The organism is Peptoniphilaceae bacterium AMB_02 (assembly GCA_036321625.1).
GTDB classification, from domain to species: Bacteria; Bacillota; Clostridia; order Tissierellales; family Peptoniphilaceae; genus Microaceticoccus; species Microaceticoccus formicicus.
On record CP143259.1, the window covers coordinates 34,668 to 51,346 of the forward strand.

A 16,679-nucleotide genomic window follows, 5' to 3' on the forward strand; every position below is an offset into this window, starting at 1 on the left:
ACTCCTTTCTAACTTTTTACAGCACCGGCAGTTAAACCATTAATCATATTTTTTCTGGCTATTAAAAATATGGTGAGAGAGGGTATCATACACACTACAACGCCAGCCAGCATAAGCAAAAGCGATTGAGCATCGGCAGCATTCAGCATTGCAATACCTATTTGAACAGTTCTGTATTTTTCAGAGCCTGTTATAAGCAGTGGCCACATATACATATTCCATGCACCTAGAAAAGATGTGACACTCAGTGCTGCTATCGTGGGTCGGGAGACAGGAAGAAGTATATAGGTAAAGAACTTTATATCTGAACAACCGTCGATTTTTGCCGACTCATATAATTCTACAGGAAAGGTTTCAAAAGCTTGTTTAAATAAAAATACTCCCATTGCAGAGGTTAGGTATGGAAGAAACAGAGCTGTTAAGGTGTTTTGAAGTCCCCAACCGCTTACCATCAAATACTGAGAAATGATGGTAGCCTCTCCCGGTATCATCATAGTTGCCATGATTAGAGCAAAGATTATTCCCTTACCTTTAAATTTAAGGAATTGGAATGAGAATGCAGCAAGAGATGTGCTTATGAGCTGAGCTAACATTATCACTGTCGAAACGATAAACGAGTTCTTTATAAATCTTCCTATATTGGAGATTCTAAATACATCCATATAATTCTTTAAGGTAATTTGTCTGGGAAATAGACCTACATCCAGATTGTATAAATCTGCCTCGGGTCTAATAGACATACTTACGGCATAAAATAGTGGAAACAGGACAATGCATATCATAATAATATTTAGGATCACGAGAATAATTCCACGCGATTTTTTTCGGTAATATGGAGACTTTTTTATTCCCATCTTTTTTTCTTCAAGTACATTTATATTATCCATTACAAGCCTCTCTTTCTAGCCCTAAACATAAAGTAGGTAAATATCATAATGATAAAGAATAAGATGACGGATTCAGCTGAAGCATAGCCGTATCTGTAGTTCATAAATGCATTTCTATAAATATCGTGGACGATTACATTAGTCGACTCGCCGGGGCCGCCTTGAGTTAGAAGCTTAATCTGACCGAAGCTTTGAAAGGCGTTTATGATATTTGTTACTACCACAAAAAATGTTATTGGCATCAATGAAGGGATAGTTATATAGATGAGTTTATGAAATTGGTTGGCTCCGTCTATAGAAGCACTTTCATACAGATTTTCGGAAATGCCTGCCAAGCCCGAGCTGAAAAATAAGAAATTCATTCCACTATTTAACCAACCTGTAAGGATGCCAACAGACCATATAGCATACTTAGGATCTGCAATCCAGTTGATATTAGTATGGAGCAATCGATTTAAAATTCCCGTAGTCTGATTTAGCATAACGCCAAATACAAGTGCCATACCGCTTGATGCTATCGCAAGGGGTAGTGCATAGGCTGTAGAAAAGATTTTGACCCCCGGGAAACTCTTTTGACAAAGCAAGGCTGTTGTAAATCCTAACAGTACTCCAACCACGACCACTATTGCTACATAGTTCAAAGTCACAAATAAACTATTATAGAATGATGGGTCTTTGAAAAGAAGTATATAGTTTTCCAGCCCGATAAATAAAGCGTTTTTACCCATATTATCGGTAAGGTAGAGGCTTCTTTCTAAAGTCTGAAAAAATGGTATAAATACAAAAACTATGAGTGCTGCCAACGAAGGGAGCAAAAACAGGTAGGCATTGATACTCCACCTGTTTTTACTCAATAATGGCACATTTGAATTATTTTGCGTTAACTCTATTGTAGTTTTCAATTGATTGATTCACCTGCTCTCCGATTTTTTGGACAGTTTCTGCAGGCTCTGACAGACCGTTCATAAGATTTTCGATCTCTTTTTCCATTATCTGTCTAGTTTCTTGGTATACTGCACATAATGCACCTTGAGCCTGGGGAGTCGTATCATGTAGTTGTTTAATTGCTGTTTCAAATTGTGGATATTTTGCTAAATTGTCTTTAAAAACATCTTCGTCATGACTCTTGACATTTATCGGGAAATATCCTGTTTGTGCATTCCAGTAAGCTTGTGACTTTGGAGATATCATAAATTCTATAAACTTCCAAGCTGCATCAGTTTTAGCGGTATCACCTGAATCCATAATATACAAACTTGCTCCGCCTATAGAAACACCATTTGTGTCTTCCTTTAAAGCACCGGGGAAGTAAGCTGTGCCCAGTTCGAACTTATCTCCAACTTCGTTTAACAGATTTCTTAGGCTGGCTGTCGAAGCAAATGCCATGGCTGCTTTTCCTGAAATGAATTCAGCTGATCCTCCCGATCTACCTACATTTGGTGCAAATCCTTTGGTTTCAAGTCCATGCCACATGCTCAATATTTTTTCAAGCTTTCCGTTTTTTACGAATTCAACACTGGTTGGAGAAGCCGTTCTACCGTTTCCGTTGTCAAACATTTCTCCTCCTGCTTTGCTCATCCACTGCTCTACCCACCAACCATAGATGGAGATAGCGATGGGCATTTCTGCACCACCCTTAGTTTTCAGCACTTCTCCTATTTCGAGAATTTCTTCCAGGCTTGTAGGAGGATTTTCTATACCTGCTTTTTTGAAAATATCTTTGTTATAGTATAAAAGCGGTGTTGAAGAGTTAAATGGCATTGAGTTTAACTTACCGTCGACTGTGTAATATGCAGCCAGATTGGGTTCTATATTGTTGATATCATATCCCGTAGAGTCTATATAGTTTTGAACGGGAACTATCCAGCCGGAATCGATCATAAAACGAGTCCCAAGATCAAAAACTTGAACTACGTCAACGCCGGCATCTGCAGCAGAAGATGCAGATCTCAGTTTATTGAGGGCATCATCATAAGCACCTTGAAATTCTGTGATGACTTCAATTTCATCTTGAGACGAATTAAATCTACTTACCAATTCTTTAATTCCTTCTTCACCGACACCGCCCATAGAATGCCAAAAAGTTATCTGTGTCTTTCCGGAATCACCTGTTTTTGCTTCAGAACTACTATCGGTTTTGTTTTGAGCTGCTGTATCAGACCCTGCACTATTACAAGCGACCAGGAAAGACGTCAACATAACAATCAATAGAAGTACTGCTATAAATTTCATTTTTGTTTTTTTCATCATAATCCACTCCTTATTATTTTGTTCACATTAAATAGTAAAGGATGGATGTTAAGTGTGTATTTAGAGTGAGTAAAGACTGCGAATTGTGGAATAAAATGTGAAGGAGCGATCTTTATTTGTAAATACATAAAAAAACTAAGGTATGGTATCAAAATAACTTTCCATGCCTTAGTTTGCGAAATAAAATCTTAAATTTTTGTAAATTACCCCCCGGTATTTATTGAGTCTTTGCGAATATCTATAGAGATTTTTTCTTCTCATTATAGTCAGTTACGACGATTCTAATACTATCATATGTTATATTTTCGCTTACGATCTCCTTAATCGGTTTCAATCTCTCAGATCCTACTTTTTCAATTGCATTCAATATCTCGTTTCGCTGATCTTCATCTACAAGTCTGGAGATATCAATATCGTGACCATTTTTCATCAGTTCTGTTAAATGATTTAATACTGTAGATAGAACGATTCCCCTTTGTGATGCGATTTCGTCAGGGGAAAGTCCCAGTTTAAACAGCCTGAAGCTTTCAAGTTCAGTTGAGCTTTCTACTTTTTTAGGTCTGGATATTCTTTCTATTTCTACCTCGGTTTTGATTAGGTATTTTTTACCCTCATCTGCATTAAGAGTGATTAATTCGAGCAATTTTTCACCATAGTTTGCCGCTTTGCTTTCTCCAATACCCTTGACTTTGAGTAGTTCATCCATCGTTTTAGGCAGCACATCTACCAATGACATAATGCTTTGGTCGTGGAGGATAATAAAGGGAGCTAGCTTTTGGGATTGTGACTCTTCGTATCTCCATTTTCTGATTATCTCAAAAAGTTCCTTTCCATCGTCCGTAAGCTCCAAGTGAACTTCACTTGTCGTCTTAGGAGCAGCTGATTTGATTTCGCTTTTTTTGTACTTCATCATAATCGGCTCTTCAGAATTAAGTAGAGATGACGAGTTTGCATTTAAGAAAAGGGTAGGATATTGTCCCTGAGTTTGTCCGATATACTCATTGTCAATCATAAAGCTTATGATTTCTTCGACTTGGTTTCTGGTGTATTCGCTCATGATCCCGTAAGTGGAGAGTTTATCAAAACCAAGCTCAAGGAGTCTTTTGTTTTTAGAACCCATAAGTACATTAGCGGTCATATTTGAACCATAATTTTGACCCATCCTGTAAATACACGAAATAATTTTTTTAGCATCGATTGTTATATCTTTTTCGTCAAATTCAGTGTCACAGTTCTTACAACTGCCGCAATCTTCTTTCGGAAACTCATTAAAATAGTTTAGTATATGATTTCTAAGACATTTTGTCGTTCTAGAATATTCAATCATCTTTTCAAGCTTTTGATGGCTTTCTTCTCTATTGGTATCGTCTTGCATTATGAATTTTTGAATGATGATATCTTGAGGTGAAAATAAGAGGATGGCCTCACTTGGTAGACCGTCCCTGCCGGCTCTACCTGCCTCCTGGTAGTAGTTTTCCATGCTCTTGGGCATATTGTAATGTATGACTTTTCTGACATCGGATTTGTCTATTCCCATGCCAAATGCGAGGGTCGCAACCATGATTTTGATATCGTCGTTAATAAATGCCTCCTGAGAATCATGTCTATCTTCAGGATTCATACCTCCATGATACTTACCTAAAGTATAACCGTTTAACTCCAGATATCTATGAAGATGATCGACTCTCTTTCTGGTAGCACAGTAGATTATAGTCGACTCGTCTTTGTTTAAATGATTTAGAATCTCAGCATCTTTAGAAGAGGTCTCGATTACTTCAAAATAGATATTGGGTCTGTCAAAACTCGTCACAACTATTAGCGGATTTACCAGTTGAAGTTGTTTGATGATATCGGAAGCACAGTTTTCAGTAGCTGTAGCAGTGAAAGCCGTAACTACGGGTCTTTTTTGAAGTCTATCAATCATACTGGAAATCATTCTGTAATCTGGTCTAAAATCATGTCCCCATTGACTGATACAGTGGGACTCATCGACTGCAATCTGAGAGACATTTATACTTGCCAGCATATCAATGAAATAGGGAGTGGAGAGTCTTTCCGGAGCGATATAAACCAGCTTATAAACTCCTGAGACCAGCGCACTCATCCTGGTATTTATCTCATCAAAATCCAGACTGCTGTTTATATATGTAGACGGAATTCCGACTTGATTAAGCGAATCCACCTGATCTTTCATAAGCGAAATAAGAGGCGAGATTACAATGGTAACACCATCCATCAACATTGCAGGAACTTGATAACAAAGAGACTTTCCACTTCCTGTCGGCATCAAAGCAAGAACATCTCTTCCATCTATAATAGCATCTATAATCTCTTGTTGAGAATCTCGAAAATCATCATATCCAAAATATCTTTCAAGTATATCAATAGGTCGCATCGAATCCTCCATCAGTTATTTTATACTTACCATTATACCATTCTTTATCAAAATTTTTATTTCTCAAAAAGGGTCAGGTCACACTTTTATTGTGTGTTTTACATAAATATACCGGCTATATTGAATAATATTAAGTAATATACATAAACCATAAATATGTTTTCATAATTATTTTTTATTCTTTATCTGTTTTTTATTTATTTTATACCAGGTTTATAATACATTCCTGGAATCTACCATTTATTCATATCTTTTTTATCAAGATTGACCGTAGTAACCTATTTAAAAAGGACTTACCTTTTCGATAAGTCCTTTTAGTTAATTTGATTTATAAGGATGAATTTATCTCTCTATTCCAAGAACTTCTGCAGCATTTTCTCCTGCTTCTTTGTATTTAAAGCTGATTTCATCTCCGATATTCATAAATGGAAGTCTTTCAGAGAGCTTTACATTGGTCATGTAGATTGTTTCATCTCCGTCGAGTATAAAATAGTAATGTGTGTTTCCGTCTATTACGACTGAGTGAATGTCTGTAATTGTTCCGGATTTTTCTTTAATATCTTTAGGATCTATTTCCTCATCAGTTGTCACTACGAATTTATCCCCTAGATGGACTTTGTATGCCGCTTCCACGGTATTACCTATGGATACGTCCTGGTATTTTTGGGCATCTACAAAGGCATACATCTTGATAAGTCCAGCATTGTCTTTAAGTGATAAGAAGTAGGTCGGCTTTCCTTTGATATTTAAAAGTATTGGGAAGGTCGATTTATAGGATTTTTCCTGTACTTCTCCTTCAGCAGATGCCATTGCAGAGAATTCTTCGGCAGAGGATACTCGATAAAATGTGGTGCTCTTATCTCTAAGGTTTACAAGCACAAATCCTACATTTGATTCATCGGCTGCAACTGAAGTAATTCCGGTATATAGGTATACATCGTCGTTGATTGCAAGGTAATTATAGCCTTTAGTAGCTTGAAGCACGCCTTTTTGGGCAAATCTGGAGTTTATATATCCGGACTGGTATTTTCCGTCCCAGTTAAGCTGCTGAATTATCTCTTGTGCGGAGAAGACTCTATCTACCCAGGTCGGGATTTCAGCAAGCGGATAGTATTTACTCTCACCTGTAAGTGCATTACAAAGCACTGCTCCATTTACATCCATCGCTCCAAACCATGAAATTCTGTTTTTATAAGTGGAAGCAATCCAGTAAGGTGTTCCATCTTCATCTATTTCAAAGTTGATTTCGTTAAAGATTTTGGTTGGATGTTTAAATCTTATATGTCTTCTGATATCTCTAAAAAGCAAATCGGATTTTGAATACCTGATATTATCACTCGGAGTTTCAAGTTTTGCATCTCCGTTGATCATGTCAACTACTAAGTAATTCGGTATACCTTTTGACTGATTGGTAAACCATTTCAATAGCCCATTGTACTCAAGAGGTGTTACTCTTATGGGTTTTCCCTTATAGTTAATCTGAGTATAGCTCTCGTCTATATTAAACTGCGAAACGAGTTCCAAGAGTTCTCCCATTTTTCTACTTCCCAGCCTTATAGCAGTCTCTCTGTCAACAGTTGGAATATCACTATATGGTATCTCTTTGATATCATTCTCAAAATTACCGTCCTGTTTCTGAAGGATGGCTGCATATCTCTTGGCATTGAAAAACTCTAGTGAACTTGCAGTCAATAATCCGATTATAACTGCCAGTACTGCAAGGCCAATTGCCAATTTCTTAAATACTTTAAAGATTGGACCGAGAATCATAGTAGTATAGATGGCGATTATAAAGAAAAATAGCCAAAACTGGTGTGAATGCGCATTAATCGGTGGCAGCATGGTGAAAAACAGCACAAAAGCCAGTACGGGTATACTGATAATCAATGATTTTTTTGGCGTTTTAATATCTTTAAACGGGTTTTGTGGCTTCTTAAACTTATCTTTTAAGTTCGAAAATCTATCCATTTACATCTCTCCTTTATATTTTCTAAATAAATTGAACTCTATAATTATATATACCAATTATATACCCAGACAAACATTAGTCAAGTCCAAATTAGTGTGTAAATTGTTTTATCTTACCTTTTGATTAGCAGTTTCTTTTTTTGATTTGTTGTAGATTTGGAGCCTGAGGTATTACATCAGCCACCCGAAGGGCTTGGCCTTGTGGCAAGTACTTAAAAAATGGTACACTAAAAAAACGAAGGAAAATTACACCATTTTGTTGTGAGTTTATCGCCTTCGGTGGTTAACACTTACCGTTTTTTAAGTTCTTGGTGCAAGGCTGGCGGTGCATTAGCTTAAACTCAGACTTATGCAACTACCTTTGTAGGTTCAACTTGTTGAAGCTCGGCTTGATCTTGCTTGGATTCATGGTATTCATGCATATCCAACCATATTCTCCCGCTACTCCATTTCTCATCTAAATCAATTAATATTGCCCCAATTAAACGGTTCATGGATTCATCGTTTGGGAATATTCGTATTACTCGTTCTCTACGACGAATCTCTTGATTTAGACGTTCAATGATATTTGATGTCCTTAATCTTTTTCGATACTTTATTGGAATATTTAATACTTGGGTTATGTCGTCAAAACCAGCATCTAGTAATTCCATAGCCTTTGGTGCAGTATTTGAGTATTCATCAAGGATATCATTTAATACTGTTCTGGCAACTTCTGTAGTTGGCGCATCATAAAGCTCTCTTAATCGATTTTTTATCTCAGGCTGTAGTCTAGTAGGACATACATCAAGTATGTTTCTACTAAAATGTGTTTGACACCTCTGCCATGAGCTGCCTTGAAACTCTTTAAGGATTGCAGATTTTAAGCCTTTATGTGAATCACTAACAACTATATCAACATTTGATAATCCTCTATCCTTTAATGATGAAAAGAAGTTTCTCCATCCTAGTTCAGTCTCACTATCACCACACATAAAACCAAGAATTTCACGGATACCGTCAGAGCGAACTCTACTCAATCATTAGAGCTTTGCTTCTAACTTTTCCTGCATCTCTTGATTTTAAATACATAGCATCAACTACGATAAAAGGATATTGTGACTCTAATGGTCTGTTTCGAAACTCATCAACTAAAGGATCCAAGTTTGAATAGAGGTTTGATACTGTTGATTTTGAAAATGATGTTCCACATAATTCTTCGGTGATTTTTGTTACTTTTCTTGTGGAGACACCCTGGATTACCATCTCCATCATAGCCAGTACAAAAGCTTGTTCATTTCGTTGATATCGATTGAATAAATCAGGAGAAAACTCACCACCCCTAACTCTTGGTACTAGCAATTCTAACGTTCCTACACGAGTTTTAATTTGTCTAACTCTAGAACCGTTCCTGTAACATGTACGTTCTTCAGTGCGTTCATAAGGCTCAGCTCCTATTGCCTCAGTAACTTGAGCCTCTAAAACTTGGTTTAAAATTGATTCTAAGAGTTTTGCAATAGCATTTTCTTTAGCTGAAGCTGAAAATAAACCTTTAATTATTTCTGAATCTAGTGTAAAATATAGCCAGACCATCTCTTTTACCTCCTGGTTAGTTTTGTGGTGAAACTATTATACCAAAAGGTTGGGGATGGTTCATATTTTTTTGTAAAACTAATTTACACCATTATATAGACTTTATCCAAACATTTTAATTGAGACATTATAAAATATTTATTATACCTGCGATATTAATATAATTACACCTAATTATTTTAATATTCTAATATATGAATGAAAAATCTGTTTTTACAAATAGTATATTTCATATGAATATGATAGAATTATTATGATAAGTTCTTACATAATTTTTGAGGGAGTGTGTCATGACTTTTTTTAATATATTATCTTTGATTGGCGGTCTTGCTCTATTCCTATATGGAATGGATACAATGACGAATAGTTTGAGCAATGTTTCAGGTTCTCAAATGAAAGCTATTATGAAGAATTTAACTTCCAATAAGTTTAAAGGAGTGGCTCTTGGGGCTGCCATAACAGCTCTGATTCAATCTTCTTCCGGAACGACTGTAATTGTAGTCGGACTTGTAAACTCCGGTATAATGACACTTAAACAAGCAGTAAGCGTAATTATGGGGGCTAATGTCGGTACTACAATGACTGCATGGATACTATCACTTACATCCTTAAGTAGTGATAATTTTGCAGTACAGATGATGAAACCATCGTCATTCTCGCCAATACTTGCAATGATAGGTGTAATCTTTTTAATTACTGCACATAGTGAGAGACGTACTGAAATCGGTAAGGTACTATTGGGATTTGCTGTTTTGATGTATGGAATGGAAGCTATGAGTAATTCTATGAAACCACTTGCGAATATGCCCGGATTTGGAGATATACTATTATTGTTTTCCAACCCAATACTTGGTGTTATAGCGGGTGCGGCTATTACCGCATTAGTACAATCTTCATCTGCTTCCGTTGGTATTTTACAATCTCTTGCCGCTACAGGACTTGTAAACTATGCTGTTGCACTTCCTATTATAATGGGACAGAATATCGGAACATGTGCTACTGCACTGATTTCAACCATTGGAGCCAAGAGAAACGCCAGGAGAGCAGCGATAATTCACTTGATGTTCAACTTATTTGGAACGATTATTTTCATGGTATTATTCTACCTGGTTAATGCAATCAGACCATTTCCATTTATGGGGGCATCAATAAATCCTGTCGGGATAGCAATAGTACATACGACTATGAATGTGTTGACTACTATGGTACTTTTGCCGCTTTCTAACTATCTTGTAACACTTGCTATTAGACTTATACCTCTTACTCAAGAAGATATAGAAGAAAGAGATGAAGAATTTCAAAGACTTGACGATAGACTTTTGGAAAACCCGAGTATCGCTTTGCAACAGAGTTTTGAATTATCCGTTCAGATGTTTGGTTTTGCAAGAGATGCTTTAAAATATGCCATAGACTTGGTAGATAAATTTGACAGAGAAAAATTCCAAAGGGTAAGATCACTTGAGAACAAGGTAGACAGATATGAAGATAAGCTTGGAACCTATATGGTTAAGATTTCTGCTAAGACTTTAATAGATAAAGACGCCAGATTACAATCAATTTTGCTGCAAAGCATAGGAGATTTTGAAAGAATTGCAGACCATGCCAGAAATATTGCCGAATCAGCCAGAGAAATGGAGGAAAAGCAAGTAGAATTTTCTGAACAGGCAAGGAACGAATTAAGGGTGTATACTGCAGCTACATTTGACCTGGTTCAGAGAACCATAGAAGTCTATGAGACCAATGATGTAGTGCTCGCTGCAAGTGTTGAGCCTTTTGAGGAAGTAATTGACTATATGAACGATGAAATGAAGGTAAGGCATGTCGATCGTATAAGAGAGGGTACCTGTTCAATAGAACTGGGCTTTATACTTTCAGATATTACTACGAGCCTTGAGAGAATAGCAGATCACTGTTCTAATATTGCGGTTTCTGTAATAACCGTAAATACCCAGACATATGAATCACATAGCTACATGGATCATGTCAGAAAAGACAGTGAGATATTCCTTAAAGAGTATAGAGAAAACCGTGAAAAATATAAACTTCCACTAAAAAGAGATTATTTAAATAATAATGACAATGACCAGTAAAAATAAATTTAAGGTAGTGTGTCAGAATAAGCTAAATTCTGATACACTACTTTTTTGCATTTATAGAAATTGGATATTGCCTAGTAAATTTTCCAGCAGCCCTTTAAATCTAAAAGCATATAGAAAACACAAAAAAACAAACGCCGTAAAACCAATGTTTATACATTTAGCAACTTTCACAAATCCGATGATACCAACGATTGAATGGGGTCAGGCTTTTATTTCTACTATTTTATGAATATATATAATGAAAAATTGGCGATAAAACACAACAAACACCAATAACAAGACGAATACCATGCTAAAATACATACATCATATAGCATAATCATACAAAAAATAAAATAATAAAGGCCTGACCCGCTTATTTTTTCGTGTAGATTTAAGTAGGGGTATTCTTTTGATAAATTAATTATACTTAAAAAAGGCCTATCGATCCGATAGATCCTTTTGAATTTTGGCGAGCTATTTTGGAATAACCCACTATTTATTTTTATTGCAATTAGAACAATAGCCATATACAGTAAATCTATGATCGATTATTTGAAAATCAGAGTCGGACAGACTGGGCTTATAACTATCCAGAGGACAATCGGTTATGCTTATCACTTTTTGGCAATTCATACAGACGCCATAATGTTTATGGCTTTCGTCTGTAAAAAAATAATGAGAAATCTCGCTGCCGGGAATCTCAGTTTGAACTATAATGCCTTCGTTCTTAAATAGTTCTAGGGTTCTGTAAATAGTTGACAGCCATATATCCTCATTTTTATCTTTTAGAATTGAAAAGATTTCCACCGCTGTAAGAGGACGATCGGTATTTTGTAATAGATTGTATATAATCTTTCTTTTTTTTGTCATTCTAAAATTCTTATCTTTCATTTCCAACTCCTTAAGATCTGAGTTTTTTTATTGCTAGAATTATAATTAGGATACAGACACAAATACTGACTATCGTAGCGCCCGGTTTTAGACCAATGTAAAATGACAAAATCAATCCCAATAATGTCGATAGAACCGCGAATATAATAGAGAGTACGGCGGTTTGTTTATAACTCTTAGAAAGCTGCATTGCACATGCGACAGGGACTACCATCATAGATGAAACTATCAAAGTCCCAACAGTTCTTGCGGCAATTGATACGGTTATAGCTGTAAGAACTGTAAAAATAAAATTGGTTGATTTAACGGGAACTCCTGAGAGTATCGCACCCCTTTCATCTATAGCAATAAAGAACAGTTCCTTATGCAGTAGTATCAAACTTGCAAAGACTATAAGACCTGTAAACAAGACAAAAATCAACTCAAAGTTTGAAATAGCTACTATTGAACCGAATAGAAAGCTGTTGAATCCCGTGGCATTTTTTATGAAACCTGATAATAAACCTGCTAAACCGATACCGGCCGATAATATAATTGCGATAGACATCTCAGAAAACTCCGGGATTTTTTTGCGGATAGCTTCAATACTTAGAGATGCCAGGAGTGTCGCTACAACTGCACCGATGATTGGGTTAAAACCAAAAGCTAGCCCCGCTGCAACACCTGCAAGCGATGAATGGGAGAGAGCATCTCCCATCATCGACAATCTTTTTAAAACTACAATTACACCTATGAGTGGAATTATAATGGAGAGCACAATGCCCACAATAAAGGCACGTATCATAAAATCATATTGGAGTATACTAGGCATTATAACCTCCCTTCATTAAGTGGCGGATGTTCATGTCTATGTTGAAGCTCATGCAATACTTCATCTCTGGACAGTTCCAGAAGATATCCCTCTTCAAGACAGAAAACCCTATTGGTATATGGAAAGACTTTTCCTAAATCATGCGTAACATTTAAAATTGTAAGTTTTGTGGAAGCATTCAGTGATTTTAATAATTCGTAAAATGACTCTGTAGACTTTGAATCCACTCCGGTTGTAGGCTCATCCAGTACTAATAATTCGGGATCGGAAACCAACGCTCTTGCAAGTAGAACACGCTGCCTCTGACCACCTGAGAGCTCGCCTATCGCTCTATCATAGAAACCATCCATTTCTACCAACTTTAAAGTATCCATAACCTTTCTTTTTTGAGAACTATTTAGAAAACTAAATCTTTTTACCTTGGAATACAGATTTGTAGACACCACTTCAAAAACTGAAGCAGGGAAATTGGCGTTTTTACCTAAACCTGTTTGAGGAACATATCCCACCCGGGGATTGCTTTCGGTTTTCGTGACATCAGTTCCCAGAACTTTTATCAGACCGCTTTTTGGAGAAAGTTCTGATAGAAAAAGTTTAATGAGCGTGCTTTTACCTGCACCATTAGCACCGATTATAGCGACAAAATCACCTTTATTTATGCTCATATTAACATTTTTCAGAATCTCGTGATTGGAATATGAAAAATAAAGATTATCTGCATTAACAATCGGATCCATTATTTAAGAGCCTCCTTCAAAGCCTCCAGATTTTGTCTCATAACAGAAAAGTAATCGTCACCATTATCGATCTGCTCCTTGGTCAAAGATTCCAGAGTACTTAGTACTTTGGTCTTTGCTCCTGTCGCTTTTTCGATGGTCTCGGCTACTTTTGAACCTGAAGATTGTTCAAAAAAGATAGTGTTTACATTATTTTCTTTAACATAGTCTATGATTTCAGCCATCCTCTGTGGAGTTGGCTCTGATTCGGGGATTAAACCCTCTATACCCATCTGAGTTAGGCCGTATTCGTGAGTCATGTATCCGTAAGCTTCATGAGAAACAACGATTTTTTTGTTTGGTAAACTTTCTAAACTCTCTCTATACTCGCTATCCAGTTTATCAAATTCGGTGGAGTATTTTTCAAAATTGGATTTATAATACTCTGCATTTTCAGGGTCTTTTTTAGACAATTCTTCCATGATGATTTTCATCTGTTTTTTTGCCTGAACAGGACTCGACCATATGTGGGGATCATAAGACAGTTTTGTTTCATCATCATGATCATGTTCGTGTTTATGCTGGTCTTCATGATCATGTTCGTGTTCATGCTCATCTTCGTGATCGTGATTATGGCCGTGATCATGATGATGTCCTTCTATCAAATTAGCTTCTTTTGACGTATCGATTAGAGTCAGATTTTTATTGGACAGAGAACCGAGGACAGAATTAGCCCAAAACTCCATACCCAAGCCATTTATTACGAGTACATCTGCCTTTTCAAGAGCAGCAATATCAGTAGGGGATGGTTCCCAGTCATGTGCTTCAGTTCCCATCGGAACCAGTAATTTATTGTCTATTTTGTCTCCTCCTACCTTTGAGGTGAAATCCCAAACGGGATAGATAGAACTGTAAACAGTTAATTTATTTTCCAATGGAGATTTATCAACAGTATTTGTACTACATGCAGATAATAAACCCATCGCTAAAACCAAAAATAATAACTTAAAAACTTTCATAAAACCTCCTTAAATGACAATGCGAATCATTCGCAAATACTGTATATATTATACCCTTTTTATTTAAAAACTAACAGTATAAAAATTACATGAATTAATTATTAACTTAAGGTATAATATATGTAATAAGAAACGATTTTATTGGAGGGATACCATGGCAAGAAAATTCTTGGACAAATCCATTGATTTTGGAATAGGTTTATTCAATAATTCCAAGGAAAAAATTGAAAAATTTGTCAGTGAAATGGTAGACAAGGGAGAATTAGCTTCAGGAGATGCAAAAAAAGTCATCGATGAACTTGTAAACCAGGTAGAAAAAGAGAAAGATGGATTTAAAAACTTCGTTAAAGAAAATATCAAAGAAAGCATTGATATGTCTGAATATGTTAAAAAGGACGAAATAAAGAATATAATAAAAGATGAATTAAAAAATATGTTTCCGGATAAATAATAAAAATTTTCTCTATTAATAGAGAAAATCAGACTGTTGACAAAGCATAGCTAGAAAAAATTTCTAGCTGTGCTTTTTTTGTTCTAAAAATGCCATATTATGTGTAATTTAAGCCGTTTTGGGTATATATAACACTAAGAGAGAGGTGTTAATATGCTATTTAAAAATTCTAAAAACAAAGTTGATCAAGTTCAAATGATTTCAATAGATCAAATGGTTCCCGAAGATCATATACTTAGAAAAATAGATAAATACATTAAATTTGATTTCATATATGAATTAGTTGAAGATTTGTACTGTCTTGATAACGGACGACCTAGTATAGATCCCGTTGTTTTGCTTAAGATTACCTTAATCCAATACCTTTTCAACATAAAAAGCATGAGACAAACAATTAAAGATATTGAAGTAAATCTTGCTTACAGATGGTTTTTAGGTTTTGATTTTTACGATAAAATACCTCATTTCACAACTTTTAGTCAAAACTACAGAAGAAGATTTAAAGATACAAACATATTTGAAGATATTTTTCAAAACATACTACTACAAGCCATTGAAGAAGGCTTAGTTGATACAAATATCCAATTTGTTGACTCAACACATGTTAAAGCACATGCCAATAGGTATAAGGTTGTTAAAGTAAAAGTGAAAAAAGAGATAAAATACTATCAAAAAAAGCTAGAAAAAGAAATAAACGAAGATAGAAAAAAACATGATAAAAAGCCATTTGATCCTAAAGATAAAGATGAAGAACTAAAAGAAGTAACAAAAAGCACAACAGATCCTGAAGCAGGACTATTCCATAAAGGTGAACATAAAGAAGTATTTGCATACAGCGTACAGACATCATGTGATAAAAATGGATGGATATTAGGTTTTAAATCATATCCTGGAAACTTACACGATGGAACAACATTTAAAGATTTCTTTGATGAAAAGTTAAAACGATTGAACCCTAAAAAACTAGTTATGGATGCAGGCTACAAATTCCCGGCAATAGCGAAAGAACTGTTTGATGATGGAGTATTTCCAGTATTTCCATACACAAGGCAAAAAACAAAACCAAAACTAGAAAACCCATTCTACAAAAGAGATTTTGTGTATGACGAATACTACAACTGTTACCTTTGTCCAGCAAATGAAGTATTAGGATACTCAACCACAAATAGAGAAGGATATAGGCAGTACAAGAGCAACCCAAAGATCTGTGTAAACTGTGGGTACCTAGGAAGGTGTACAAGTAGTAAAAAACACCAAAAGATAATAACTAGACATATCTGGCAAGATTATCTTGATATCTCAGAAGAATACCGGTATACATATAAAGGGAAAGCAGAGTATAAAAAGAGAAAAGAAACAATAGAAAGGCAATTTGGGAGTGCAAAGGAATATCATGGATTTAGATATACCAATATGGTAGGTATAAAGAAAATGGATATGAAAGCAGCACTTACTTTTGCGACCCTAAATATGAAAAAGTTAGCAATAATCTTAAGTAAAAGAGATAAAAAGCCACCCCAAAATAATGGTGTTTTAAGAAAAATATTGAACTTTGCTAATAGATTTGTCAAAATAGAGCAAACCCTAAATTTTCTCTATTAATAGAGAAAATTTTTTTGCCTTAAAGAAGATAGCTCT

Annotated in this window: 11 protein-coding genes and 2 pseudogenes; 3 read left to right on the top strand and 10 right to left on the bottom strand. The window is 35.5% G+C overall.

Annotated elements, in window-relative coordinates:
• Positions 1–8: 8 nt before the first annotated feature.
• The 6 genes and pseudogenes from VZL98_00145 to VZL98_00170 form a co-directional block, all read right to left on the bottom strand.
• Positions 9–887 (bottom strand): carbohydrate ABC transporter permease, encoded by an 879-nt coding sequence (locus VZL98_00145; protein ID WVH63398.1) that lies wholly within the window; start codon positions 885–887, stop codon positions 9–11.
• Positions 887–1,789 (bottom strand): sugar ABC transporter permease, encoded by a 903-nt coding sequence (locus VZL98_00150; protein WVH63399.1) that lies wholly within the window; start codon positions 1,787–1,789, stop codon positions 887–889. The genes VZL98_00145 and VZL98_00150 overlap by 1 nt, the downstream gene beginning before the upstream one ends.
• A complete protein-coding gene (locus tag VZL98_00155; GenBank protein ID WVH63400.1) occupies positions 1,758–3,134 on the bottom strand; it encodes an ABC transporter substrate-binding protein in 1,377 nt (458 codons plus the stop codon). Before VZL98_00155 ends, VZL98_00150 begins: the two co-directional genes overlap by 32 nt.
• Before the next feature lie 241 nt (positions 3,135–3,375).
• A complete protein-coding gene (gene recQ / locus VZL98_00160; protein ID WVH63401.1) occupies positions 3,376–5,532 on the bottom strand; it encodes a DNA helicase RecQ in 2,157 nt (718 codons plus the stop codon).
• 342 nt (positions 5,533–5,874) lie between these two features.
• Positions 5,875–7,500 carry a hypothetical protein gene (locus tag VZL98_00165; GenBank protein WVH63402.1) on the bottom strand — a complete coding sequence of 542 codons (1,626 nt, stop codon included), beginning with the start codon at positions 7,498–7,500 and terminating at the stop codon, positions 5,875–5,877.
• A 347-nt stretch (positions 7,501–7,847) separates the two neighbouring features.
• Positions 7,848–9,072 (bottom strand): annotated as a pseudogene (locus VZL98_00170) (IS256 family transposase).
• 290 nt (positions 9,073–9,362) lie between these two features.
• Between VZL98_00170 and VZL98_00175 the strand changes: the two are divergent.
• A complete protein-coding gene (locus tag VZL98_00175; GenBank protein WVH63403.1) occupies positions 9,363–11,162 on the top strand; it encodes a Na/Pi cotransporter family protein in 1,800 nt (599 codons plus the stop codon).
• 483 nt (positions 11,163–11,645) lie between these two features.
• On the opposite strand, the gene VZL98_00180 is transcribed toward VZL98_00175, so the two are convergent.
• Genes VZL98_00180 through VZL98_00195 form a run of 4 tightly spaced genes read right to left on the bottom strand, consistent with a single transcriptional unit; the run spans position 11,646 to position 14,590 of the window.
• Positions 11,646–12,044, bottom strand: a complete 399-nt coding sequence (locus VZL98_00180) for a Fur family transcriptional regulator (protein ID WVH63404.1) — start codon at positions 12,042–12,044, stop codon at positions 11,646–11,648.
• Positions 12,045–12,054: 10 nt separating this feature from the next.
• Complete coding sequence (locus VZL98_00185; protein ID WVH63405.1) at positions 12,055–12,855, bottom strand: metal ABC transporter permease; 801 nt, start codon at positions 12,853–12,855, stop codon at positions 12,055–12,057.
• The gene (locus tag VZL98_00190) at positions 12,855–13,592 is read right to left on the bottom strand and encodes a metal ABC transporter ATP-binding protein (protein WVH63406.1); all 738 of its coding nucleotides are present in this window, start codon (positions 13,590–13,592) and stop codon (positions 12,855–12,857) included. The genes VZL98_00185 and VZL98_00190 overlap by 1 nt, the downstream gene beginning before the upstream one ends.
• The gene (locus tag VZL98_00195) at positions 13,592–14,590 is read right to left on the bottom strand and encodes a metal ABC transporter substrate-binding protein (protein ID WVH63407.1); all 999 of its coding nucleotides are present in this window, start codon (positions 14,588–14,590) and stop codon (positions 13,592–13,594) included. Before VZL98_00195 ends, VZL98_00190 begins: the two co-directional genes overlap by 1 nt.
• Positions 14,591–14,744: 154 nt before the next feature.
• Here VZL98_00195 and VZL98_00200 point away from each other — a divergent pair, with 154 nt between their 5' ends.
• Positions 14,745–15,041, top strand: a complete 297-nt coding sequence (locus VZL98_00200) for a hypothetical protein (protein WVH63408.1) — start codon at positions 14,745–14,747, stop codon at positions 15,039–15,041.
• A 153-nt stretch (positions 15,042–15,194) separates the two neighbouring features.
• A pseudogene (locus VZL98_00205) lies at positions 15,195–16,526 on the top strand (IS1182 family transposase).
• Positions 16,527–16,679 lie beyond the last annotated feature (153 nt).

Excerpts from the sequence above, each read along its gene's own strand:
- VZL98_00165 (WVH63402.1), bottom strand. The coding sequence starts at position 7,500 with ATGGATAGATTTTCGAACTTAAAAGATAAGTTTAAGAAGCCACAAAAC.
- VZL98_00185 (WVH63405.1), bottom strand. The coding sequence starts at position 12,855 with ATGCCTAGTATACTCCAATATGATTTTATGATACGTGCCTTTATTGTG.
- VZL98_00145 (WVH63398.1), bottom strand. The coding sequence starts at position 887 with ATGGATAATATAAATGTACTTGAAGAAAAAAAGATGGGAATAAAAAAG.
- VZL98_00200 (WVH63408.1), top strand. The coding sequence starts at position 14,745 with ATGGCAAGAAAATTCTTGGACAAATCCATTGATTTTGGAATAGGTTTA.
- recQ (WVH63401.1), bottom strand. The coding sequence starts at position 5,532 with ATGCGACCTATTGATATACTTGAAAGATATTTTGGATATGATGATTTT.
- VZL98_00195 (WVH63407.1), bottom strand. The coding sequence starts at position 14,590 with ATGAAAGTTTTTAAGTTATTATTTTTGGTTTTAGCGATGGGTTTATTA.
- VZL98_00155 (WVH63400.1), bottom strand. The coding sequence starts at position 3,134 with ATGAAAAAAACAAAAATGAAATTTATAGCAGTACTTCTATTGATTGTT.
- VZL98_00190 (WVH63406.1), bottom strand. The coding sequence starts at position 13,592 with ATGGATCCGATTGTTAATGCAGATAATCTTTATTTTTCATATTCCAAT.
- VZL98_00175 (WVH63403.1), top strand. The coding sequence starts at position 9,363 with ATGACTTTTTTTAATATATTATCTTTGATTGGCGGTCTTGCTCTATTC.
- VZL98_00180 (WVH63404.1), bottom strand. The coding sequence starts at position 12,044 with ATGAAAGATAAGAATTTTAGAATGACAAAAAAAAGAAAGATTATATAC.